At 29.2% G+C, this 24,919-nt stretch carries 18 protein-coding genes; 2 read left to right on the top strand and 16 right to left on the bottom strand.

What is annotated here, in order from left to right:
• Positions 1-35: 35 nt before the first annotated feature.
• Positions 36-1,382 (top strand): MBL fold metallo-hydrolase, encoded by a 1,347-nt coding sequence (locus CP965_RS07660; protein ID WP_129061510.1) that lies wholly within the window; start codon positions 36-38, stop codon positions 1,380-1,382.
• A 26-nt stretch (positions 1,383-1,408) separates the two neighbouring features.
• Here CP965_RS07660 and CP965_RS07655 read toward each other — a convergent pair whose 3' ends face one another.
• The 9 genes from CP965_RS07655 to CP965_RS07615 all read right to left on the bottom strand — a co-directional run bounded on the left by CP965_RS07655 (position 1,409) and on the right by CP965_RS07615 (position 12,598).
• Positions 1,409-2,374, bottom strand: coding sequence for a multidrug resistance efflux transporter family protein (locus CP965_RS07655; RefSeq protein WP_129061509.1), 966 nt, complete (start codon positions 2,372-2,374; stop codon positions 1,409-1,411).
• Between the two features lie 87 nt (positions 2,375-2,461).
• Entirely contained in the window at positions 2,462-3,853 is a 1,392-nt protein-coding gene (locus tag CP965_RS07650; protein ID WP_129061500.1) for an aldehyde dehydrogenase family protein, read from the bottom strand.
• Between the two features lie 29 nt (positions 3,854-3,882).
• Positions 3,883-4,320 carry a universal stress protein gene (locus tag CP965_RS07645; RefSeq protein ID WP_129061508.1) on the bottom strand — a complete coding sequence of 146 codons (438 nt, stop codon included), beginning with the start codon at positions 4,318-4,320 and terminating at the stop codon, positions 3,883-3,885.
• 9 nt (positions 4,321-4,329) lie between these two features.
• Positions 4,330-5,655, bottom strand: a complete 1,326-nt coding sequence (locus CP965_RS07640; protein ID WP_129061507.1) for a TRAP transporter large permease — start codon at positions 5,653-5,655, stop codon at positions 4,330-4,332.
• Positions 5,645-6,190, bottom strand: coding sequence for a TRAP transporter small permease subunit (locus CP965_RS07635; protein WP_129061506.1), 546 nt, complete (start codon positions 6,188-6,190; stop codon positions 5,645-5,647). Before CP965_RS07635 ends, CP965_RS07640 begins: the two co-directional genes overlap by 11 nt.
• Before the next feature lie 17 nt (positions 6,191-6,207).
• Positions 6,208-7,233 carry a TRAP transporter substrate-binding protein gene (locus CP965_RS07630; protein WP_129061505.1) on the bottom strand — a complete coding sequence of 342 codons (1,026 nt, stop codon included), beginning with the start codon at positions 7,231-7,233 and terminating at the stop codon, positions 6,208-6,210.
• Between the two features lie 110 nt (positions 7,234-7,343).
• The gene (gabT, locus tag CP965_RS07625) at positions 7,344-8,624 is read right to left on the bottom strand and encodes a 4-aminobutyrate--2-oxoglutarate transaminase (RefSeq protein ID WP_129061504.1); all 1,281 of its coding nucleotides are present in this window, start codon (positions 8,622-8,624) and stop codon (positions 7,344-7,346) included.
• Between the two features lie 275 nt (positions 8,625-8,899).
• Positions 8,900-11,380 (bottom strand): transporter substrate-binding domain-containing protein, encoded by a 2,481-nt coding sequence (locus CP965_RS07620; RefSeq protein WP_129061503.1) that lies wholly within the window; start codon positions 11,378-11,380, stop codon positions 8,900-8,902.
• A 24-nt stretch (positions 11,381-11,404) separates the two neighbouring features.
• A complete protein-coding gene (locus CP965_RS07615) occupies positions 11,405-12,598 on the bottom strand; it encodes a hybrid sensor histidine kinase/response regulator (protein WP_129061502.1) in 1,194 nt (397 codons plus the stop codon).
• A 180-nt stretch (positions 12,599-12,778) separates the two neighbouring features.
• Here CP965_RS07615 and CP965_RS07610 point away from each other — a divergent pair, with 180 nt between their 5' ends.
• A complete protein-coding gene (locus CP965_RS07610) occupies positions 12,779-13,510 on the top strand; it encodes a response regulator transcription factor (RefSeq protein WP_129061501.1) in 732 nt (243 codons plus the stop codon).
• A gap of 65 nt (positions 13,511-13,575) precedes the next feature.
• Here the strand turns inward: CP965_RS07610 and CP965_RS07605 are convergent, their stop codons facing one another.
• The 7 genes from CP965_RS07605 to CP965_RS07575 all read right to left on the bottom strand — a co-directional run bounded on the left by CP965_RS07605 (position 13,576) and on the right by CP965_RS07575 (position 24,824).
• A complete protein-coding gene (locus tag CP965_RS07605; protein ID WP_129061500.1) occupies positions 13,576-14,967 on the bottom strand; it encodes an aldehyde dehydrogenase family protein in 1,392 nt (463 codons plus the stop codon).
• Between the two features lie 29 nt (positions 14,968-14,996).
• Complete coding sequence (locus tag CP965_RS07600; protein WP_129061499.1) at positions 14,997-16,652, bottom strand: acetolactate synthase large subunit; 1,656 nt, start codon at positions 16,650-16,652, stop codon at positions 14,997-14,999.
• Positions 16,653-16,869: 217 nt separating this feature from the next.
• Positions 16,870-18,888 (bottom strand): dynamin family protein, encoded by a 2,019-nt coding sequence (locus CP965_RS07595; RefSeq protein WP_129061498.1) that lies wholly within the window; start codon positions 18,886-18,888, stop codon positions 16,870-16,872.
• A complete protein-coding gene (locus CP965_RS07590; RefSeq protein WP_228712693.1) occupies positions 18,885-21,224 on the bottom strand; it encodes a dynamin family protein in 2,340 nt (779 codons plus the stop codon). The genes CP965_RS07595 and CP965_RS07590 overlap by 4 nt, the downstream gene beginning before the upstream one ends.
• 90 nt (positions 21,225-21,314) lie before the next feature.
• Positions 21,315-22,046 carry a fumarate reductase iron-sulfur subunit gene (locus tag CP965_RS07585; protein ID WP_129061497.1) on the bottom strand — a complete coding sequence of 244 codons (732 nt, stop codon included), beginning with the start codon at positions 22,044-22,046 and terminating at the stop codon, positions 21,315-21,317.
• Positions 22,046-24,031: a fumarate reductase flavoprotein subunit gene (locus tag CP965_RS07580; protein ID WP_129061496.1), complete on the bottom strand. Its 1,986-nt coding sequence runs from the start codon at positions 24,029-24,031 to the stop codon at positions 22,046-22,048. The genes CP965_RS07585 and CP965_RS07580 overlap by 1 nt, the downstream gene beginning before the upstream one ends.
• Before the next feature lies 1 nt (position 24,032).
• Entirely contained in the window at positions 24,033-24,824 is a 792-nt protein-coding gene (locus CP965_RS07575) for a fumarate reductase cytochrome b subunit (protein ID WP_129061495.1), read from the bottom strand.
• Positions 24,825-24,919: the final 95 nt, after the last annotated feature.

Genomic DNA, 24,919 nt, shown 5'->3' with positions numbered 1-24,919 from the left:
GATTGTATCATTCCTTATAAATATAAAGGAAAATTATGGCTTATTATTCGTCTTATGGTGCAGCTCAAGGAGTAACAGGTTCTTGTCATCTTCTTGAAGTAGGTTATTTAAAGATTTTAGTTGATTGTGGTCTCTTTCAAGGAAGAGATGAAGAGTTAAATATTGAAGAGTTTGAGTTTGACCCTAGTGAAATTGATTATGTTATTATCACTCATGCTCATTTAGATCATATTGGAAGATTACCTTTATTAGTTAAAGAAGGCTTTAATAAAAAAATCATCTCTACAAGAGCTACTTATGAAATAGCAAAATTAATGTTGGCAAATGCAGCTGGAATTATTCAAGAGAGTAAAAACCCAATTTATAATGAAAATGATGTGGAACCAACTTTACGATGTTTTGGAACTTTTTTAGAATATAATGAAAGTATGCAATTATCAGAAGACATAAAAATCTCATTTAAAAATGCAGGACATATTTTAGGTTCGGCGAGTTTAAAAATTGAATATAAAGAAGATGGTATGGATAAAAGTGCTATTTTTTCTGGAGATTTAGGTCAAGATTCAAGAATTATTACTTCTTCTGTTCAAGCTTGGGAAAAGGGTAATTATATTTTTCTAGAGTCTACGTATGGTGATAGGCTACATGATGACTTAAATATTTCAATTAATAGTTTTAAAGAGAATATTTTAAAAACTATAAATAATGGCGGCGTTGTTTTATTACCTTCTTTTGCTTTAGAAAGAACTCAAGAATTATTGTATTTATTAAAACAAATGAGTGAAGAAGGTTTATTGTCAAATATCCCAGTTTATTTAGATGCTCCTTTAGCTACTAATGTTACAAAAGTATTTAAGAAGTTTCCTTATTTAATGAATGATGAAATAAAAACAGTCTTTGAAGAAGGGAATGACCCCTTTTCTTTTAAAGAATTAAAAGTAACTTTATTAAAAGAAGAATCAATACGTATCAATGAAGTAGCAGGTCCTAAAATTATTATTGCTGGGTCTGGTATGTGTGAAGGTGGTAGAATAAAATACCATTTAGTTAGATATTTACAAGATCCTAGAAATAAAGTAATATTTGTAGGCTTTCAAGTTCCAGGAACACTTGGAAGAAAAATATCAGATAGTGCAAATGAAACAATAAAAATAGATGATACCCATATAAAAGTAAAAGCAGATATAGAAGTTATTAATGGTTTTTCAGCCCATGCAGACCAAGGGGATTTAATTAATTTTGTGAAAGATTTAAAAGATGTATTTTGTATCTATTTAATTCATGGAGATGAGCAAAGGTTGAAAATTTTTAAAGAAAAAATTAATGATGAATTAGAAAGTAAAGTACATATTGTAAAAAAGAAAGAAAGAATATATATTTAAAAGAGGAAAGTTCCCTCTTTTAAATTTTATTTTAGTCTTATTAAAAATAATAGACCTACAACGGTTATTATTATTCCAAATATTCCTATTGTATTAGGAAGTGCAACATTTAATAATATTAATTCTCCTAATAAAGAAAAGAAAACATCTCCTGATTGAGTAGAGTCTACAAGTACTAACTTGTGGGGTGTATTACATAAAGAGCGGGCATATAAAAAAAGTGAAGTTGCAATAATTCCAGAAAATATTGTAATTAAAGCAACATTTATATATTGTTCTTTACTAGGTATTTGTGAATCAGTAATAAAGAATAAAACTATCCATAAAGGTAAACTTCCTAGTGTAAGTAAAAAGATTTTTACAAAACTATTTTTTATTATTGAAATATCTTCATTATTATTTTTTCTTCTTTCTTTCTCTTCCCAAACCATTTGATTTCCAATAGGAAATGAAAATGCAGCAATTAAAACTGGTAAAAAACCAAGGAGTAAAAGCTCAAGATTATTAATATTAAAATGACTTATATTTACAAGGGTTACACCGATAAAAATCATTAATGTTATTGCCCAAATTTTCTTTGATAGTTTTTTACCAAAAAATGAAAGAACAAACAATGAGGCTAGAATTGTAAATTGAAATGTAGTAGCAATAATCCAAGCTGGAGAATAATATGAAGCATAACAAATTAAAGAATAGAAGAAACCAAACCCTATGCTTCCTGCTATACTCCAGAATTTAAAGTTTTTTATATATTCATTCATTACTAATTTAAAATATGAGAAACCTTTAAAAAAAATAAATCCAATTGATATAAAAATTATAGTAAATAAAAAACGTAAGGATGCAGACCAATACCAATGCCCACCATCAAGAGATATTGCTCTATTTATTAGAAAGGTAGCAGAGAAAAAAAGTGCAGCAATAAGTCCAATTATAAGTAAATAAGTGGGACTATTTTCATATTTTTTAAAAAATGTTTTGATTTGATTCAATTTTTAATCCTAAAAAAGTAAGGTAAGAGAGAAGAGGGAGAAAAAAGAGTTCCTCTTCTCAATAGAGTAAAAATAAGTAAAAGAGGATTATAACTCAGGAGATTTAATAACCATCATTTTTTGATTTTGCATTTCATTCATAGAATCAGGGATACCACCTAAACCTAAACCAGAAGTTTTAGCACCACCAAACGGCATCCAGTCAACTCTAAATGCAGTATGATCATTAACCATAATAGTAGTACCATTTAATTTCTTAACAGATTTTAAAGCAGTGTCAATGTTCTTAGTGAATACAGCAGCTTGGAAAGAAACATCTAAAGAATTAGCTCTAGAAATAGCCTCATTAATGTCTTTGTATGAATAAATAATAACAACAGGACCAAATACCTCTTTCTGAGAAACAATAGCGTCATCAGAAGGATTTAAAATAACAGTAGGCTCATAACAAGAATTAGAGATTCTCTTACCACCAGTTAAAATTTTACCACCTTTAGTAACAGCCTCATTAACCCACTCTTCAACTCTGTCAACTTCAGCATTGTTAATAAGTGGACCAACTTCAGTTTTAGGATCTAATTGGTTACCAACAACAAGCTTAGAAGCATAGTCAGTTAATCTAGAAGCAACATCATCAACAATAGATTCATGAACATAAACTCTCTGAACAGAAACACAAACTTGCCCAGCATGATAAAAACCACCTTTACCTAAATCAGGGATCATAGCATCAATGTCAGCATCAGGCTCAACAATAACAGGAGCAACTCCACCATGCTCTAAAGCAGATCTAGTACCAGGAGATGATTTAGAATTAAGATACCAACCAACAGGACCAGAACCAATAAAAGTAAAGAAAGCAGTCTTAGGAGATGTAACTAATAACTCTCCACCTTGTCTATCACAAACAACAGCTTGAGCCCAACCATCAGGAAGACCAGCTTCTTTAAGTAACTCGATAAGTCTAACAGCAGACATAGGAGTTTGAGTAGCAGGTCTAATAATAACAGGACAACCAACAGCAAGAGCAGGGATCACTTGGTGAATAGCTAAGTTAAAAGGATGGTTAAATGCAGAGATAGCAGCAACAACCCCAATAGGTTCTTTCATAGTATAAGCCATTCTGTTTGCAGATGAAGCAGTATGACCCATAGCAATTTCATGACCTTCTTGTAAACCAATTTGCTCAATAGCAATCTTAACACCATTGATAGCTCTTTGAACTTCAACTTTAGAATCAATGTAAGGTTTACCACCTTCACTAGCACAAAGAATAGTAAGTTCTTCAACTTGAGAAGACATAATTTCCATAAGCTTTTCTAAGATTTCAACTCTTTTAAACTTAGGAATCCAGTTATCAACATCTAAAAATCTTTCATGTGCAATATCAATTGCTTTTTCAACACCTTCAATACTTGTAAATGGAACTTCTCCAACTACGCTATCATCATATGGTGATTTTACTTCTATTGTTTTCATTCTTTTCCTCTTAATTTATAATTTAAATTTTAATATTCTGTAAGTCTAATTACAAAAACTGAACAAGCAGCATGTCTTACAACACGTTCAGGTGTACTACTAATAAAATAACTACTAAGTCCAGGTTTTGTTGCCATCATTACAATTGCATCACTTTTAATTCTTCTTGCTTCTTCAAGTATTTCTCTATGGGCTGAACCATCTCTAATATTAAAAGATATTTTATCCTCTGGTAAAGAGTGTTTCTTTGCAATTCTTTTTAATTCTACAAAAGCACTATGATTATAGTGCTTTTCATTTTCTTCATCAAAAATTGGATAAACAGAACCATGGGCTTTATTTTCATTAACATAAAGTAGTGAAAGTTTACCTTCATCTCTATCTAGAATTTCCAATGCCCCTGCAAAAAGTTTTTCATGATTATCTGTATAATCTAAATGTAATGGTACTAAAATATTTTTGAACATTTTTTTCCTTTATCCCATAATTTTGTCTGGTAACCATAAAACAATTTCTGGAAAAACCATACAAATAACTAGGACTGTAAAATTAACTAAAATAAATGGTGTAACTGATTTATATATTTCTCCCATTCCAACCTCAGGTGGTGCAATACCTTTTAAATAAAATAGTGCAAAGCCGTAAGGAGGGGTTTGAACAGCAATTAAAATATTAATAATCATTAAAACACCAAACCAAATCGGATCATATCCAAGAGATACTGCAATTGGTGTGAATAAAGGAGCACACATTAATACAATAATAAATTCATCAATAATAAATCCTAAAAATAGCATTATCAATTGAAACATTATTATAATCATAATTGGAGGTAAATCTAGTCCATGAGTAAAGTTAGCAATCATTCCTTGAATTCCCATTAATAAATGAAAATTACTAAAAACAGAAGCACCTAAAATGATCCACATTGCTACACTTACAAGAATACCTGTTTGTAAACCTACTGTTTTTATCATTCCTAATTTAAAACGTTTAAAAAATATAGCAAGTAGTATAGCTCCTGCAACCCCCAATGCCCCTGATTCAGTTGGAGTTGCTATACCACTTATGATACTTCCTAGTACAACAAAAATCAAACCTATAGACAGAAAACCATCTCTAAATACTCTTAATTTTTCTTTACCTTTTAATTCAGGTAAACCAGGATTGTTTTCACTAAGTAAAGGTGCATTTTCTGGGTTCAATCTTGAACTTATTACTATATAAGCAATTAGTAAAGTAATAGTTACAAGTGCAGGAACCATAGCTCCTAAAAACATTCTTCCTACAGAATTTTGTGTAGAGGCTGCAAACATAATCATTGGAATACTTGGAGGAATTAAAATTCCTAATGCCCCACCTGCCATAATTGTACCTAGTGCTAATCTTCTATTGTATCCTGCATCAAGCATTGGCTTTAAAGCAATACTACCAGAACTCATAATTCCTGCTCCAATAATACCAACCATAGCTCCAATCATAGAACAAATAAAAACTACACTAATAGCAAGAGAACCTCTAATTCTTCCAATCATCATTTGACTTGCTTTAAACATTGCATCACCAATTCCGGAGTGGGTTAGAAGTTGTCCCATATATATATAAAGAGGGATTGCTAATAAAATGAAGCTAAAAAATGTTGCTTCAACAGTTGTTGGAATAACATTAAAAATTCCATCTCCCCAAGTGAAGTATCCGACAAGCATTGCTATTCCACCTAGTGCTAATCCTACTGGTGCTCCTAATGCAAAGAAAATTAAAATGCAAAATAATAAGATAACAGTTAATAATTCAACACTCATCTTTTATCTCCTTTTCATCAACTAATGGAGAACCAGTAATTAAATTATAGCTCTCAGTTATAATATCTCTAATCAATTGTAGACTAAACAAAACACTTGCAACACATAACATAAGCCAAAAATGCCACATTGGTGGTGCCCATTCACTTTGTCTTCTATATCCATATTCTAATGCTTCATTAAATTTTGTAACACCCATATAAAATATGATTATTAAGAAAAAGACTCCAAGAGAGAAAGATATGATGTTGAAAATATTTTTAACTTTAGGAGAAACTGATAAATATAAGATATCTACATTAATATGAGATCTCTTCTGTTGAGCATAAGCTCCTCCTAAAGCTGCAATATAACCAAATAAGAACAAAGATAAATCATAGGCCCAAATTGTTGGTGCATCAAAAATATATCTTGCAATTACTTCATATACAACTATAAAGGCAAGAAGAGGCATCAGATATGATGCCACTTTGCCAAACCACATAATAATTTTGTCAATTACTATACAAAATATTTGTAAGCTTTTTTTTAACATAATTTAGCCTAAACTAATTATTGAGCATTTTTTTTCAAAACATCAATTAATTGTTTACTATATTTGTCTTTTGATGAATACTCTTCCCATAAACCAGCTCCTGCTTCTTTCCAAGCTTCTTTATCAGCTTTTGATGGTTCAGGAGACCATTTAAGACCTTTTGCTTCCATTTGTGCAACAGCTTCTTTTTCCCATTTTCTACCCATTTTTAATTGAGCTTTTGCATGAGCTACAGTAGCTTCATAAACACCTTTTTTTTGAGCATCATTAAGTTTGTTCCAAGCATTTCTATTAACAACAATTGGTAAAACTTGTGCACCAGCAAGTGGTAGTTTATACATGTATTTAGCAACTTCAACGTGGTTTCCATCTCTATGGTCAATCATATTAGAACCAATTGAACCATCAATAACACCAGTAGCCAAACTAGTATAAATCTCACTCCAAGCTAAAGAAACAGGTGAAGCTCCTAGTTTTCTTAAAAACTTACCATATGCTCCAGGAGCTCTTATTTTTAAACCTTTGAAGTCTTCAACTGATTCAATTGGTTTTTTTGTAATAATATATACAGGAGGTTGAATATATGGTTCTAACCAAGTTAAACCTTGAGATCCGTAAGCTTTTTTAAGTATTTTATCCCAACCATCTTCATGGAAAAGTTTATATAGTTCATCAGTATCTGCAGTTCCCCCTGGAAGTCCAATTTCAACAATACCTGCAGGTAATTCTCCAGCATGCATTGATTGAAATGGTGCAGCCATAGTAATCAGACCAGATTTAGTTGCTCCTAATAGTCCTGATGCCCCAACACCTTCACCTGAAAAAAGTACTTGTACTTTTACTTCACCATTTGTATTTTTTTCAATATCTTTTGCTAATTGTTGATAAAGCTCACCAAAAGCAGTACCTCTACCATATAGATTTGAAAATCTCCAGTTATGTTGAGCTGCTGTTGCAGTATCAACCATAAACATAATTCCTAATAATGCAACAATTGATGTTGTCATTAAATTTCTTTTAATGCTTGAAAATAATTTTAACATTAGTTCGTCTCCTTTTTAGTTTTTGTTTTTCATAAAATAAATGAAAACTTATTTCTCTAAAGCTTCCATAGATAGATATTTCAGAATACACCTCCTATATATAAGTTAACTTACTTCACTAAACTTGTAAAAAGTTCATCAAATTTATCAAGTCCTTCATTTAATGTTTCATCACTAATAGTAAGTGCTGGTAAAAATCTAATAACATTACTATTAAATCCACAAGATAATAAAACTAATCCATGCTCAACTGCATTTGCAGTAATTGCTTTAGTTAATTCTACATTTGGATTATAAATATCTCCATCTTTCATAAGTTCAAGTGCAATCATTGCACCTTTATTTCTTACATCAGTAATTAAGTCTGGAAATTTTGCTTTTAAATCATTTAGTCTTTTACTAAAAATTGCACCAACCTCATTTGCTCTCTCAATTAAGTTTTCTTCTTCAATTACATCTAATACAGCTAAACCTGCAGCACAAGCAACTGGTGAACCACCATAAGTTCCGCCAAGTCCACCAGGTATTGGAGTATCCATAATTTCAGCTTTTCCAACTACACCCGATAATGGGTAACCACCAGCAATACCTTTTGCCATAGTCATTAAATCAGGTTCAATTCCTGAGTATTCCGTACAAAACATTTTTCCAGTTCTTGCAAAACCTGTTTGAATTTCATCTAAAATTAAAATAATTCCATGCTCATCACAAATAGCTCTTAGTTCTTTTAATAATTCAACAGGAGTTTGATAAAAACCACCTTCTCCTTGGATAGGCTCAATTATAATTGCAGCTACATCTTCAGGTAGAATATCAGCTTTAAAAAGATTTTTAAGTGCTACTAATGTATCTTTTACAGATGTATTATTAAACTCTGTTGGATATGGTAAGTGATAAATTTCAGCAGGGAATGGTCCAAAACCTTTTTTATATGGCATTGTTTTTCCAGTTAGTGCCATTGTAAGATTTGTTCTACCATGAAAACCACCATTAAATGCGATAACTCCTCTTCTTCCTGTATGTGCTCTTGCAATTTTTACACAGTTTTCAACAGCTTCTGCTCCAGTTGTAACAAAAATTGCTTTTTTTTCAGTTTCTCCTGGAGCTAATTTTGTTAATTTTTCTGCTAATTCAACTGCTACTTCGTATGGATTTACCATTACACAAGTATGACTAAATTTTTCAATTTGATTTTTTACTGCTTCAATAATCTTTGGATGACTATGTCCTGTGTTACAAACAGCAATACCTGTACCAAAATCAATAAATCTATTTCCTTCAACATCCCATATTTCAGAATTCTTTGCTTCCTTTACATATACTGGATAAGCATTTCCTTGACCTCTTGCGAAAACTTTGTTTTTTCTTTCTTGTAAATCTTTGTTATTCATTTCAAGCCTTCTTCTTTATTTAAATATTTTTTTGTTTTTCTCTAAAATATTTAATCTAAACTACTTTCCTATAAAGTCTTAATAATTTAACCATACTAATATTCTAGATATTTAATTATTACTGAAAAAAGTAGTGAAAAAGTAACCATATAATCTCTTTTTAATATGATAAATAAGTAAGGGTTTATCTATTTGTTTAGATATGATAAAAAAATATACTATATATAAAAAGTATAGTTTAAAAAATAAACAAAAGTATCTTTTTTAAGAAAATTTTATTTTAAGTTAATAGGAATATAAATAGAAAATTGAACACCGTCTTGAATATTTTTAGCACTTAGCTGTCCTTGCATATTTTGTTCTATAATCATTTTACTCATATATAAACCAAGACCTGTTCCATTATAGCTGTCTTTAGTTGTAAAATAAGGTTCAAAAATTTTATTTATTATTGATTCATTAATTCCACCAGCATTATCAGAAATCAATATTTTAATATGGGTTTGAAGGTGTTTAGTTTTTATTTTTATATATGGACTTTCTATGTTCTTTTCTAAAAATGCATCCTTTGAATTAGTAAGAATATTTAATAAAACTTGAGAAAGTTCATTTTTAAAACCATAAATTGTTATATCATCAGAAATCTCACTTTCAATTTTAATATTATGACTTTTAAAACTATCATCAATAAGAAATATTGTTTGATGAATAGCATCTTTTATAGAAAAAGTGTGTTTTTCTTTGTTTGGCTTAAAAAAGTTTCTAAAATCATCAATTGTAATTGACATTTTCTCTGTAAGAGCATTACTTAAAACTCTTTGTTTATCTAAGTACTCTTTATCTAGTTTGTTAAGAGAGTGACGTAAATGAATATTTTGAATTATAGTACTTAATGCACTTAAAGGTTGTCTCCATTGATGTGCAATCATACTTATCATTTCTCCCATTTCTGCAAGTTTTGATTGTTGTATTAAAAGTTGCTCTTGTTTTTTTCTATTATTTATTTCTTCTTTTATTTTTGTATCTAAGTTATTATTTAAATTCTCAAGTTCTGAAGTTTTAAGTTTAAGTTTTTTATTAGAAAGTTCTAATTCTCGAGTTCTAAGTTGCACTTTATCTTCTAATGTACTATTTAATACTTCTATTTCTTCTTTTGCTTTTTTCAGTTTTTTTATATATCTGTGTTGAACAAGATAAGTATATAATATTAATAAAAGAATAAATGATAAAAATCCTATAATACTCCAAAAGAGTTTATAGTCAATACTTTTTTCATATTTAACTGTTACCCATTTGCTAATAATTTTTTGTCTAGTTTCTTCACTTATTGAGTTAACTACTTTTTCAAAGATATTTAAGAGTATGGGGTCATCGTTTCTTATTCCAACTGATAGTTGCCATCTCTCATCAAATTTACCTGATATTTGTAAACTACCATAAAACTCTTCTTGAAAAGCATATGCAACATTTAGATGGGTAGTAACTTGTCCAAATATTTCTCCTCTCTCAACTTTTTTTAATCCAGCTCTTAAATGTTCAACATCTACTATTTCAAGGTCTGGATATTTGTTTCTTATTATTTCATTATAAGCAAAATTCTTTTGAATACCAATTCTTTTATTGGTTAAATCTTTTAAATCACTAATAAAACTAACATTTCTTTTTGTAACTAAAACTAAAGGTGCTGTAACATATGGCTTTGTAAAGTTCATATATCCACGTCTAGATTCTATATCCATTACAAAAGACAAAACATCACATCTTCTAGTTTTCATAAAATCAAGGGCTTGTGTCCAATCTTTTGTTTCTATAAGTTTTAGTGGAACTCCAATTTTTTTTTCAAAGTTTTTCATATAGTCTGCAACAATTCCAATGTGTTTATGATTTTCTATTTTTTCATAAGGCATCCAGTCTGGGTCAACACATAATTTAATATTAGTTCTTTTATCTAAATAATTAATTTCTTCCTTTGTAAAGATTATTGGTAAATTAGCTAAATCTTTTAAAAACCATTTATCAAAAAGTTCTTTTTCTTCTTTTATTGAAATAGAATTTAATCCTTTTTCTAGAATTGATTGTAAGTATGTTTTATCTTTACTTGTAAAAAAATATAATTTTGATGGTTCAAAAGTTATTAAGGGCATTGCTTTTAAATCAATAATCAAGTTTTCTTCTAAATATTCTTGTATAATAATTGGAGAAGCAACAAGAGCATTAACTTCACCAGCTAAAAGTTTTTGTACAGATTCTTTTATATTATTAGTTCTTTCTACTTTTATATTTATATATTTTTTCTTTATGTGAGGTATTGTTCCTAGTTGATTAACAACTGCAATTTTCTTACCTTTTAAATCATTAAAAGATTTTATACTTTTATCTTCTTTTTTTACAAATAAAACTCTTTTAATTTGTAAAATTTCTGAAGAATAGACACCTAGAGTATTTTCTATCTTTTCATTATTTATTATAGGTGCAATATCAATTCTATTTTCTTTAATAGCAAGTGGAATTGCGGCTTGTTTCACTTTTGTTATTTTAGTATTAATATTATATTTTTTAATTATTAGTTTTAGTATATCACTAACAAAACCATCCATTTGTGTATCTTTATTGATATAAGTTAAAGGGTAAAGTTCAGATAAACCTATTCGTACTTCATTGTTTTTTATCCATTGTTTTTCTTCTTCAGTTAAGGATGATGAATCTGCAAATAAAATGCTTGCAAAAAATAAAGAGATAATAACAATAAATTTCAATCAAAAGCTCCAGCGTTTTTGTAATTATATCATAGAATGTAATATTATTGAAAAGCAAACATTACCTTGCTTATTACAAACATTAAGATTTCCTTTATGATTATTTTCAATTATAATTTTAGACATATATAAACCGATACCTGTTCCATTCTTCTCTTTTTTTGTTGAAAAATAAGGTTCAAAAATAATATTCAGATTTTTTTCTTCTATTTCCCCTCCATTATCACAAATTTCTATTTCTACACTATCTTTAGTATCAAAAGTTTTAATTTGAATTTTTGCCTTGTCTATATTTTTTTCTAAAAATTTATCTTGAGCATTTTTTAACATATTCATAAAGACATGCATAAGTTCATTTTCATAAATATGGATTTCTTTTTTACTTTCTAAATCAAGTTCTACTTTTATGTTATTAGCTTCTAAATCTTTTTCAATAATTTTTAAAGCATTTTTTATAGGAGTTTCAATATTAGTATTTATAAGTTTTTTGTCACTTTTATAAAAATTTCTAAAATCATCAATTGTTGTAGTGAGATTTTGTACATAAAACTCTATTTCATCAAGTTTCTGTGTAAAAAAAAGAGTTTGTTCTTCTCTCCCTTTGGCAGTTTCTAAATTAAATTTATTTGAAAGTAGTTTATATTTTAAGTTAAATGAAGCAGTTCCTATAGATGCTAAAGGTTGTCTCCATTGGTGGGCAATCATATTTATCATCTCTCCCATTGCTGCAAATCTTGATTGTGTTTCAATAATTTGCTGATTTTCTTTATTTTTCTGAATTTCTATTTCTAATTTTTTATTTTTTTCTATTAATTCTTCTTTTAATATTTTTGACTCAATTGCTTTAATAAGACTTTCTTTTAATTTATAAATATCAATGGGTTTTAATACATAAGCACTAATATTTGACTCAATAGACTGCATTAAAAAATTTGTTTCTTGGTGTGCAGTTGTAATAATTATAGGGATATTTTTATCTATTTTTCTAATTTCTTCAATCATCCCTAAGCCATCAAGTTTAGGCATTTTTATATCTGTTAAAATTAAGTCTATTTTCTCAGAAAAGTTTTTAAAAATAGATAAACCTTCTTGTCCATTTTTAGCACAAAGTACATTTATTTCAAAAAGATTTAAAGTTTCAGTTATTCCTTCTTGAATTATAGATTCATCTTCAGCATAAAGAACAGTAATATTTTTTAAAATTTCATTTTCTAACATGATATCTCTTTTTGCTTTTTTATAAGTATACTACCAAATAGTAGTCAAATAATATTCAAATGTATCATATAATTCATAATAGTTATATATTATGAAACTATTTCAAATGTCAAATTTATGTATAAATATAAGAAATAAAATGCTAATATATTTCATAATACTATATTTTGAAGGGATTTAATGGATTATGACTTATTAAAAAAATATACTAAAAATCTTAATGTACTTTTTGTAGAAGATGATGTAGATTTTAGAAAAGAGTTTTCTGAATTACTCAAAGATATTTTTCCAAAAGTCTCAACAGCTATTGATGGGCTAGATGCTCTTAATAAATATAAAGAATATTATAATAAGACAAATAGCTATTATGATTTAGTTATTTCAGATATAAAAATGCCAAATTATGATGGAGTGGAATTAGTTGAATCTTTATATAAAATCAAAGAAGATCAATTAGTTATAATTTTATCTGCTAGAAATGAATTTAACTATTTATTACCATTAGTTAATTTAGGTATTCATCAGTTTTTTACAAAACCTATTGATTATTCAACTTTTTTAGAAGATATATTTAAATTATGTAGTCAAATTTATCATAACAACTTAAATAAAAATGAAGATATTATAAGAATAAATGAATCTTTATTTTGGGATAAGAAAAAGAAAAAATTAATTAAAGATAATAAAGCAATAAACTTAACAAAAAATGAAATTAGATTTGTAGAAACAATATTGGAAAATAATGGGAAAATATGTACAGTAGATGAACTTATAGATATTATTTGGTTTGAAGAATTTGATTTAAATGCAGATATAACACATTTAAAAAGTCTTATTTATCGTTTACGAAAAAAAGCACCAGATTTACATATAAAAAATATTTATGGTATGGGATATATGCATGAGTCTTAATCTCTAATGCTAAAAAAAGAGTAAAGAAAAGGAGGGGTGACCCCTCCTAAGATAAAAAAAGAGGATTATAACTCAGGAGATTTAATAACCATCATTTTTTGATTTTGCATTTCATTCATAGAATCAGGGATACCACCTAAACCTAAACCAGAAGTTTTAGCACCACCAAACGGCATCCAGTCAACTCTAAATGCAGTATGATCATTAACCATAATAGTAGTACCATTTAATTTCTTAACAGATTTTAAAGCAGTGTCAATGTTCTTAGTGAATACAGCAGCTTGGAAAGAAACATCTAAAGAATTAGCTCTAGAAATAGCCTCATTAATGTCTTTGTATGAATAAATAATAACAACAGGACCAAATACCTCTTTCTGAGAAACAATAGCGTCATCAGAAGGATTTAAAATAACAGTAGGCTCATAACAAGAATTAGAGATTCTCTTACCACCAGTTAAAATTTTACCACCTTTAGTAACAGCCTCATTAACCCACTCTTCAACTCTGTCAACTTCAGCATTGTTAATAAGTGGACCAACTTCAGTTTTAGGATCTAATTGGTTACCAACAACAAGCTTAGAAGCATAGTCAGTTAATCTAGAAGCAACATCATCAACAATAGATTCATGAACATAAACTCTCTGAACAGAAACACAAACTTGCCCAGCATGATAAAAACCACCTTTACCTAAATCAGGGATCATAGCATCAATGTCAGCATCAGGCTCAACAATAACAGGAGCAACTCCACCATGCTCTAAAGCAGATCTAGTACCAGGAGATGATTTAGAATTAAGATACCAACCAACAGGACCAGAACCAATAAAAGTAAAGAAAGCAGTCTTAGGAGATGTAACTAATAACTCTCCACCTTGTCTATCACAAACAACAGCTTGAGCCCAACCATCAGGAAGACCAGCTTCTTTAAGTAACTCGATAAGTCTAACAGCAGACATAGGAGTTTGAGTAGCAGGTCTAATAATAACAGGACAACCAACAGCAAGAGCAGGGATCACTTGGTGAATAGCTAAGTTAAAAGGATGGTTAAATGCAGAGATAGCAGCAACAACCCCAATAGGTTCTTTCATAGTATAAGCCATTCTGTTTGCAGATGAAGCAGTATGACCCATAGCAATTTCATGACCTTCTTGTAAACCAATTTGCTCAATAGCAATCTTAACACCATTGATAGCTCTTTGAACTTCAACTTTAGAATCAATGTAAGGTTTACCACCTTCACTAGCACAAAGAATAGTAAGTTCTTCAACTTGAGAAGACATAATTTCCATAAGCTTTTCTAAGATTTCAACTCTTTTAAACTTAGGAATCCAGTTATCAACATCTAAAAATCTTTCATGTGCAATATCAATTGCTTTTTCAACACCTTCAATACTTGTAAATGGAACTTCTCCAACTACACTATCATCATATGGTGATTTTACTTCTATTGTTTTCATTCTTTTCCTTTACTTTGGTTTTTTTATTATTATATCATACAAGTTTTATTTGCTAATAAATCATTTAAAATAGAATGATTTAGTGAATAATCTACTGCTAAGTCAATTAGGTGAACACCTTTTGAATTTACACATTTTTCTAATGTTTCTTCAAACTCTTCACAAGATTCTGGTCTATAACCTTTCGCACCAAAAGACTCTGCAAATTTAACAAAATCAGGATTATCTAAATCTAATCCGAAAGTATCGAATCCCATACCTGTTTGTTTCCATTTAATCATTCCATATGCGTTGTCATTTAGAATAATTACTGTTAAATCTAGACCTAATCTTACAGCAGTTTCCATTTCTTGGTCATTCATCATGAATCCACCATCACCACAAACTGCAACAACTTTAGAATCAGGGTTTACCATTTTAGCTGCCATACCAGATGGAAGTCCAGCACCCATTGTAGCAAGAGCATTATCTAATAATAGTGTGTTAGGCTTAGCACATCTATAGTTTCTTGCAAACCAGATTTTATAAACACCATTATCAAGTGTTACAATATCATCATCACTTGTTAAAGTTTGTCTAATAGTTCTAACTGCTCTTTGTGGTAAGATAGGGAATCTTGTATCACCAAAGTATTTAGAAAGTCTATTTCTAATCTCATCTGCTAATCTTACATAGTAATCAAAGTCCCAGTGTTCTTGTTTAGAAATATTATTTGTGATTCTTTCTATACTTGAAGAGATATCACCTACTACATCAAGTTGTGGGAAATAAGTATCATCAACTTCTGATGGAAAGAAGTTTATGTGTAATACTTTTGTAGCTCCTTCTTCATTTTCCATAAAGAATGGTGGCTTTTCAATTACATCATGACCAACATTAATAATTAAGTCAGCTTTATCAATTGCGCAGTGGATAAAGTCATCTTTTGAAAGTGCAGCAGTTGATAAACATAATTTATGGTTTTCATCAACAACACCTTTACCCATTTGAGTTGAGAAGAAAGGAATACCAGTTTCATTAACGAAATCAGTTAATGCAGTAGAGATATTATCTCTATTTGCAGCATTACCAATACATAACAATGGTCTTTCTGCCTTTTCAATCATTTTAACTGCATCGGCAATAGCTTTTTTATGAGCTTGTGGATATTGAAATGCTTGAACTGGATAGATATTATCATCTACATCTTCTTCAGCCGAAATATCTTCAGGGAACTCAATGTGAACTGCACCTGGTCTTTCAGTTGTAGCAATCTTAAATGCTTCTCTTACTATAGAAGGAACATTGTTACCATTTACAATTTGTTTAGCATATTTTGTCATTGGTCTCATCATTCTAACGATATCAATGATTTGGAATCTACCTTGCTTAGATTTTTTAATTGGTTTTTGACCAGTAATCATAAGTATTGGCATAGCACCTAATTGTGCATATGCAGCAGCAGTAGCAAAGTTAGTAGCTCCAGGCCCTAAAGTTGAGATACATACACCAACTTTTCCTGTTAACCTACCATAAGTAGCAGCCATAAAGCCTGCACCTTGTTCATGTCTAGTTAAGATTAACTTGATTTTCTTTGATTTTCTAAGTGCTTCTAGTAAGTCTAAATTTTCTTCTCCAGGAATACCAAATATATATTCAACACCTTCATTTTCTAACGCTTTAATAAATAAATCTGATGCGTTCATCTTATCTCCATTTTATTTTAATTAATATTTGTAAAAGTTTCACACAATTTGTTTTAAATAGTTGTTAAGTAATCTAATTATTTCTTGAGGTTTTGATTTTTTTTAACTAAGTGCGAATATTCGACACAGTAGGTTCTCTATTATTATAATAAGTTTAAAGAAAGATATTAAAAGGATAATATAATTCTATATATGAATATTACACAAAAGAAGAGTTTTAAATCTCTTCTTTAATGTTTTTAAGGTCAGTTATTTTATTTAAGTAATTCTCTTTTTTTGAGCTAACAAAGGTAATTCTATCTTTATTTATTTCTAAATATTGATTTTTAGAATATTGAATAATTTTATAAAGATAGTTTCTTTTTGACGTTAAAAAATCTTCAATTTTTTCAAATCCAAAATTTGCTTTAAGCTTAGTCAGAATTTCATCTTCTCTTGGGTAATAGATATTGAATTTTGCAGGTTCTTTTTCATATAAAACAACAGATTCCGCGATTTGTTGCTCAAAATGTGCAATTGTAGCTTGAGTAGTTTGTATATAAGAATAAGATAATGCACCATTAAAATATGCAAATTTTTTTCTTAAAGCTGATATGTTTTCCAAAATGGCACGGTGAAAAGATCTTAAAACATTTTCATATACTTTAGCTGCAAAGTGCCTAGTAGTAGAGAATTCTAAATCTGAAGCAATTTCTCTATGTTTTTTTATAAGTTCATAAGGCTCTTGCCATCTATGAATTCTTTGTTTGATATCTCTATATACATTTCTAAATGATTCATCACTTGCAAGCTCCACTTCTTTTAATTGTTTAATAGCTCTTTTAAACATTTTATCAATAGTTTGGTCATCATAGAATAGATTTTTGTAAACATTGTCACTATCAATCCAATAAGTTTCATATTCTATTTTTTCAAAAGTGTCTTTACTTAAAAAACCACTTTTTTCTTCATATCTATATGCTTTTTGTTTTTTTATATTTTTATGAGTTTCGTGAGCCATTTTCTCCATGATTGATTCTAAAGAATTATAAATTGTAAATAATTGCTTAGAATAAGTTTTATGTATTTCATCAAAGTTTTCTAAGATTTCCTCTTGGCTGTCTTCTAAAATTTCACATAATGAGTCATAAACTCCAATAATTGTTTCATACTCTTTTACTAGAATATCACAAATTCTTCTTAAGTCTTTTTTTATAGCATACTCTTTTGCTTCTGCTGCTTGTGGTCTAATTGTATTTTCAATAAAGTCTAAGACTTCTTGAATATTTGATTCTTCTAGTAATTTAGTATTTCCTGAAGAATCTAAGTCTTGTATTTCTGTTACTTTTTGTTTGTACTTTTTGAAATCCTCTTCAAAAAAGTTTAATGAAATTACATCATTTAGCTTCAAGTCTTCTTTGAATTTGTTAACAAACTTTTCATATTCATCATGTATTAAAATATCACTATGTGCTGCTCTAGATTCTAATGCCATTTTTGCAGAGATAGGGGTAACTTGAGCAAAATATTTAGAGAATTTATCTTTAATATAATTAGTTGTAGTTTCAATTTGTTCTTTTGTGAATTTATCTTTTTGATTTAATACACAAAGAGATTTGTTTTTAAAGTGTTCCATATATTCTTCAAGTACTTCTGCTTCTGACATTTTCCCTGCATTATCAATTAGAGTAAGCCAAATAATTCCACCAACATCTCTTAAGACTCTTCTTGTAGTATCTGTATCACTTTGAGATTGAGAGTTAAGCCCTGGAGTATCAACAAAAGAGATATCTTTTAAAATATCCATTGGTGCATAAAGTGTTAGATATTTGATATCAGCCATCTCATGTTGTCTTTGGTCTGTAAAATCTGCAATTGATTCAATAGGTGCGTACTCATGAGCTCCTGAGTAGTATGTAATCTTTAATTTATACTCATCTCCATAATTGATAAAATTAACTTTAGAAGTAACAGGAGTAATACCTGTAGGTAGAATATTTCTTGAAAGTATTGCATTTAAAAAAGTTGATTTTCCCGATGAAAATTGTCCAGTAATTGCAACTTCCATGGGGTATCTTGCTCTTCTAATTTGTTTATCTAAAATACTTTTTAACTGTATTGAGGGATGAAACTTTTCATCTAAAAGTTTATCTTTTACTCTTTTTATATCCCCACTTAAACTTTTTTCATATTCTATTTCAATTGACTTATTGTATATTTCATTATATTCTTTTACAAAGTTACTTAGAATACTCATGATTTAAGTCCTTTATTTATATTTTTTAATTTTTTAATTTTTTTATGCGTACTTATTGTAATTTCATCTTTATTTACTTCATTTTGCTCAAAGTTTGCAATTCTTTCTTGTAAAGACTTTTCATCTTTTTTTAACTTATGTTCAAAAGTTTTTAAAGGTTCTTCTATTTGATTAAAAAAGCTTTCTATTAAATTTCCTGATACAGATTTCGCTTTTTGTAAAATATTTGTTTCTATTGAAGAAAATTCATCTTTAATAAAACTTTCTAAACTTCTATTTAATTCAGCTAATTTTGAAGCTTTTGTTTTTGAAACTTCATTTGTAATTTTAGAAACTAAAACTTCATTTGAAGATGTTAAAAAACCTGCTTTAAAATCATCTTGAAAAAAACCTCTTGCATCAAAGTTATCATTTTTATGACCAATTACAAAACCTAAATCTTGGTATTTTTGTTCACAAACTTCACCAATACTTTGAGATTTTTTAATAAATTTATATCTATAATCTCTAATTATGTCAATAATACCATCTTTTATTGCTGTTTCTATAATTGTTTTTACTCTTGAGCTAGGAGGTCTTTTTTTTGTTTTTTCAAAAGAGTATTTAACATCATTGTAAACTCTTTGTCTAATAATGTTCTGAAGTTCCACAAGTTCTGTATTTAAGAATGTTTCTAATGTATTTAAGTATTCTTTTGCATCATTTTTATATAAATTAATATCCTCTTTCAAACTTGTAAATATTCTTTTATTAGTATCTTTCTTTTTATTAAACTCTTCTAAGTCAGCTTCAAGTTCTTCTTTTGATTTTGAAAGAAGAATAAGTTCATAATTAAAAGATTTTATCTCTTTTTCTATTGTTTTTTTTATTTGTGCTTTTGCACCTTTTATAATAAGTTCAGATTTATTAGAATTTGTACCAAATAAAGTTTCTTGTAGATATTCTTCAATTTCCAAAATACCTGTATTTTCAATAGGATATCCTGCTTCAATGGCTTTTTGAGATCTTCCTGTTCTATGTAGTAATGCCATTTTCCCTGAAATTGGAATAAATTTTATATTTTTTAGTATATAATCTAATTTACTATCTTTATTTTGTGCTTTTAGTTGATTCTCAATTGAAGTTTTTGTATAGTTAATAACTTCATTTAATTGCTCTTTTGAAACAGTATCAGCTCTTGTAATAACAATTAATAGTTTTGTAATATTTTGATATAGCAGGGCATCAATTATAAACTCAACATCTTTTAAAGTTGCACTTTGAGATACATTCATTAGGTGTAGCATTAAATCACATTGAGATAAATACTCTTTTGTAATTTCTTCCCTTTGAATAACAGGGTCATCTAATCCAGGGGTATCAACAATTTCAATTCCATCTTTTAAAAAATCTAAATCAGATTTTAACTCTACATATTTTACAAGATTGCACTTTTTACCACTAGCTTCTGCTGATGTAAATTTTGCAAGGTTTTTAATGTCAACTTCTTCACTTATGGATTCTTCTTTTATTAGCTCATCTAATTGATCTTTAAAAATAGATTTTGTCTCTTTTACAAAATCTGCAATTGACTCTATTTGCTTGGCTGATGATTCAATTCTATCCCATTCATTTTTATTCCAATAAAAAACACTTGCAGAAGGTTCACCATGTTTTACAATAGTTAAGTTTGCTGTTTCTGGAACAACTGCACTTCCAAGAATTTCTTCTCCCATTAGAGCATTTAGCATCGTAGACTTACCAGCATTCATAACACCAGTAATTCCTATAGAGAACTTTTGATTTCCTAAATAATTTTTTGTACTTTCTAATTCATCTATAAAATCATCTGTTTTAAAAATTTCTTTTAAATCATTTATTGTATTTTCTAATGTAGACTTGGCTTCTTTAAATGAGATTTTTTCTTCAGATATTGTTTCTTCATTATCAATTTCATCATTTGCAGTTAATTCCTCAGGATCAAATAAAGAAATTAATATTTTATGAGAAGAGTTGTCAATAATATTTTCTTCTAATAAATAAGTAAATGCATGGTGTAGTTTTTCTAAATGTATGTTTTTTGTATCAACTTTTAATGAATCTAATAAGCAGTGTTGAAGTTGATAAATATCATCTAAAGTTTTTACTTCTTTGTTTGTAACTTTTGATACTAGGTCATTGAAACTTCTCAAGGAGATAAATTTTTCATAATTCTTTCTTGATGCGCATAAAATTAATGCTGAAATATCAAAAAAGTCATCTTGATTCTTATTATCAATGGTCCCATATGTAGTTGTTTGTTCTATATGTTTCCCATGAAAAAGTAAGAAGTAATCATTTGCTAATCCCATTGCCATATCTCCTAAAATATAAAAAGTTAATTACTCCAAAGAATAATTAACTTTTTATATTTAAAACTTTAAAAAGAGGATAAATCCTCTTTTTATTTATCTTAGTGATACTAGCTTTCTTCTTAAATAAGCAATTTTATTTTGTAATGGTAAATGTTTAGGACAATGGTCTTCACAAGCCATTAATGACATACAACCAAAAATACCATCATCATCACCAATTAGCTCATAATAGTCTTCAGCCGTTCTATTATCATGTGGATCAACTTCAAATCTTGCAACCCTGTTTAATCCAACTGGACCAACAAAGTTAGGTCTCATTAACATAGTTCCACAAGAAGCAACACAAATACCACATTCAATACATCTGTCTAATTCGAATGTTTCATTTGCAACATCTGGATCAACTCTTTCTTCCATTTTTGCAATATCTGGTTCTTGATTAGTATGAATCCATGATTCAACTCTTTTTGACATATTATCCATCCATTTACCAGTATTAACTGATAAATCTTTGATAAGTTCAAATGCAGGCATAGGTAAAAGTGTTAATTTCCCTTCAGGATAATTAGCAATTAAAGTTCTACAAGCAAGACTAGGTTTACCATTTACTACCATACCACAAGAACCACAAATTCCTGCTCTACATACGAAGTCAAATGATAAATCAGGATCAATTGTCTCTCTAATTTTCATTAACGCAATAAAAAGAGTCATCCCTGGAGTCTCTTCTAATTTATAATCTACATAATGAGGTTTTGAAACCTTACTTCTTGGATTAAACTTAAGTACTGATATCGTTATTTCTCTACCTTTTTCTACGCTCATTACTTGTCTCCTGCTCTTTCATTTTTCTCTTTATAGTTCATAGGTAAATCAAATGGCATTAATGCATCTTGAATTTCATGTCTATCTTTTCCTTCAGCTTCCATTTTTTCTCTTAAAGAATCAACTTCATCTTGTCTTTTAATAGATAGTTCATTTTCAATAATCATTCCTTTTGCCCCATAACCTCTAAATGCTGGAGGCATTTCCATTTTCATAATATCTAAGTCTGCATACTCAATTGTAGGTTCAATATCATCTTTGTTTGGCCAAGTACAAAGTGTTCTATTTAACCAGTTTGCATCATCTCTTTTTAGATAGTCTTCTCTATAGTGTGCACCTCTAGATTCTGTTCTATCTCTAGCTCCTTTTGCAACACATAATGCAACTTTTAACATTTTAGGAACCCTATATGCTTCTTCAAGTTCTGGGTTACCAGCTCTTTCTTTAGATTTAACATTAATTTGTTTAGTTTTAACTAATAAATCTTTTAATTCTTCTACAGCTTCTTTTAAGTGTGGACCATCTCTAAAGATACCAACTTTTTCATCCATTAAGTTTTGCATTCTATTTTTGATTTTGAAGATATCTTCATTTCCATTGTAAGATAAAATTTCATCTAAATAAGCATCTTGTTCATCAAGGAATCTTTGAACTGTTGATGTTGGAATTGTTACATCATTTTCTAAACAAAAGTCTGCAAAATAGTTACCAATAATCATACCCGCAACAACTGTTTCAGAAACTGAGTTTCCTCCAAGTCTATTAAATCCGTGCATATCCCAACAAGAAGCTTCACCACAAGCAAATAAACCAGATAATCTAGTTGATTCTCCTGTTGGTTTTGTTCTAATTCCACCCATTGAGTAGTGTTGCATTGGAAGTACTGGAGCCCAACCTTTTGGACCTTCATCAGCAGGATCAATACCATTAAAAATTTGACAAATTTCTTGAACATCTCTTAAGTTTTTTTCAATATGTTCTCTACCTAGAATAGAAATATCTAACCATACGTGGAAACCATATGGAGAAGGAACACCTTTACCATTTCTGATATGCTCAATCATTCTTCTTGAAACAACATCTCTTGATGCAAGCTCTTTCTTCTCTGGCTCGTAATCAGGCATAAATCTATGACCATCAACATCTCTTAAGATACCACCATCACCTCTACAACCTTCTGTTAATAAAATACCAGATGGAACAATTGGAGTTGGGTGAAATTGTACAGCTTCCATATTTGATAATGTTGCAATACCAGTTTCAAGTGCAATAGCAGCACCTGTACCTTCACAGATTACAGCGTTTGTAGTTTGTTTAAATACTCTTCCATATCCACCAGTTGCAATACAAGTCCCTTTAGCAACATAAGCTTCTAATTCCCCAGTAATTAAATCTCTAACAATTGCACCATAACATCTTCCATCTTCATGGATTAAAGATAATGCTTCTTTTCTATCTCTAATATCTACATCATGTTTTAAAGCTTCATTTGCAACACCGAATAGCATTGTATGTCCAGTTGCATCAGCTGTATAACATGTTCTCCATTTTTTAGTTCCACCAAAGTCTCTTGATGTAATTAATCCATGTCTATCTTCTTCTTCAACAATTGTAGTTTTCTTTGCATTAATAACTGCTTCTCTTTCTCCAGCTTTAACTCTTGACCAAGGTACACCCCAACCAGCAAGTTCTCTAATTGCTTTTGGTGCAGTATGTACAAACATTCTAGCAACTTCTTGATCGCATCCCCAGTCTGAACCTTTTACTGTATCAGCAAAGTGTAAATCTTCATTATCCCCATCAGACATTTTTGAGTTACCTAAAGAAGCTTGCATACCCCCTTGAGCAGCAGCACTATGTGATCTTTTAACAGGAACTAATGATAAAACTATTGTACTTAATCCTTTTTTTTGTGCAGCAACAGCAGCTCTAAGACCAGCTAATCCTCCACCAATAACCAATGAATCACAGTAATTAATTTTCATATTATCCTAGCCTCCCTGTAGTATTATCTAATTGCATAACTTTTGCAGTTGGTGTATATCTTTCTCCAACTTTTCCAGCTTGGGCATTTTCATAACCAATTTTCATATATGCTGCAAGTGTAGCGAATCCTAAAATTAAGAAAAACCAAGTTAAAACTCTTTTCCATGTTTTTAATCTTTTTCTTGTAGTTTTAGGATCATTACCATCAAACCATCCCCATTTAACAGCTAATCTATATAATCCAATTGTTCCATGGAATTCAACAGCTAATAGTAAAAGAATATATAAAGGCCACATCCATTCAGACCATACTCTATCTGCTGAAGCATAAGGACCGATATCTGCTGAGTGTGTCATAATGATATAAATATGAACTGAACCTAAGAAGAACATAGCAAAACCAGTAAAGGCTTGGATAAACCAAAGTTTTGTATCTTCATGTCCCATATTGTCTGCATGTGCTTTCATTACTTGGTATTGTTTGAAATTTCCTGGTAATTTTCTCATACCTAAAGCAGCGTGTGTAATGAATATTATAAATACAACAAGTGCAACAATTGAAACTAATAATGGATTCCCTCCATCAAAAATAAAACTAGCTTCAAAGAATTTTGTAACAGCATACATAAAGTCTTTACTTATTAGAATTGAAGACACCATAAACATATGTCCCCACATAAAAAGACCTAGAAATAATCCAGTAGCACTTTGAATATAATCAAGTTTTGCTGGAACTCTACTCTTTTTTCTCTCTACAGTCTTCCCTAAATAACCTTCTATTAGGTCACTCATTTGACATCCTTTCCTGTTAATTTAATTTTTATATTAATAGCATAATAATAGCAAAAATGTCCTTATAAGGGTTTTTAGCCTATGAATTAACTTTG

The sequence above is a fragment of the Halarcobacter mediterraneus genome (assembly GCF_004116625.1).
Taxonomy (GTDB): domain Bacteria; phylum Campylobacterota; class Campylobacteria; order Campylobacterales; family Arcobacteraceae; genus Halarcobacter; species Halarcobacter mediterraneus.
Note: the sequence above shows the minus strand (reverse complement) of the source record. Positions and strands in the feature narration are given on the sequence as shown.

What these genes read in the sequence shown, in the direction of transcription:
- CP965_RS07660 (WP_129061510.1), top strand. Translation starts at nt 36, where the DNA reads ATGGCTTATTATTCGTCTTATGGTGCAGCTCAAGGAGTAACAGGTTCT.
- CP965_RS07650 (WP_129061500.1), bottom strand. Translation starts at nt 3,853, where the DNA reads ATGAAAACAATAGAAGTAAAATCACCATATGATGATAGCGTAGTTGGA.
- CP965_RS07645 (WP_129061508.1), bottom strand. Translation starts at nt 4,320, where the DNA reads ATGTTCAAAAATATTTTAGTACCATTACATTTAGATTATACAGATAAT.
- CP965_RS07640 (WP_129061507.1), bottom strand. Translation starts at nt 5,655, where the DNA reads ATGAGTGTTGAATTATTAACTGTTATCTTATTATTTTGCATTTTAATT.
- CP965_RS07635 (WP_129061506.1), bottom strand. Translation starts at nt 6,190, where the DNA reads ATGTTAAAAAAAAGCTTACAAATATTTTGTATAGTAATTGACAAAATT.
- CP965_RS07630 (WP_129061505.1), bottom strand. Translation starts at nt 7,233, where the DNA reads ATGTTAAAATTATTTTCAAGCATTAAAAGAAATTTAATGACAACATCA.
- gabT (WP_129061504.1), bottom strand. Translation starts at nt 8,624, where the DNA reads ATGAATAACAAAGATTTACAAGAAAGAAAAAACAAAGTTTTCGCAAGA.
- CP965_RS07615 (WP_129061502.1), bottom strand. Translation starts at nt 12,598, where the DNA reads ATGTTAGAAAATGAAATTTTAAAAAATATTACTGTTCTTTATGCTGAA.
- CP965_RS07610 (WP_129061501.1), top strand. Translation starts at nt 12,779, where the DNA reads ATGGATTATGACTTATTAAAAAAATATACTAAAAATCTTAATGTACTT.
- CP965_RS07605 (WP_129061500.1), bottom strand. Translation starts at nt 14,967, where the DNA reads ATGAAAACAATAGAAGTAAAATCACCATATGATGATAGTGTAGTTGGA.
- CP965_RS07600 (WP_129061499.1), bottom strand. Translation starts at nt 16,652, where the DNA reads ATGAACGCATCAGATTTATTTATTAAAGCGTTAGAAAATGAAGGTGTT.
- CP965_RS07595 (WP_129061498.1), bottom strand. Translation starts at nt 18,888, where the DNA reads ATGAGTATTCTAAGTAACTTTGTAAAAGAATATAATGAAATATACAAT.
- CP965_RS07590 (WP_228712693.1), bottom strand. Translation starts at nt 21,224, where the DNA reads ATGGCAATGGGATTAGCAAATGATTACTTCTTACTTTTTCATGGGAAA.
- CP965_RS07585 (WP_129061497.1), bottom strand. Translation starts at nt 22,046, where the DNA reads ATGAGCGTAGAAAAAGGTAGAGAAATAACGATATCAGTACTTAAGTTT.
- CP965_RS07580 (WP_129061496.1), bottom strand. Translation starts at nt 24,031, where the DNA reads ATGAAAATTAATTACTGTGATTCATTGGTTATTGGTGGAGGATTAGCT.
- CP965_RS07575 (WP_129061495.1), bottom strand. Translation starts at nt 24,824, where the DNA reads ATGAGTGACCTAATAGAAGGTTATTTAGGGAAGACTGTAGAGAGAAAA.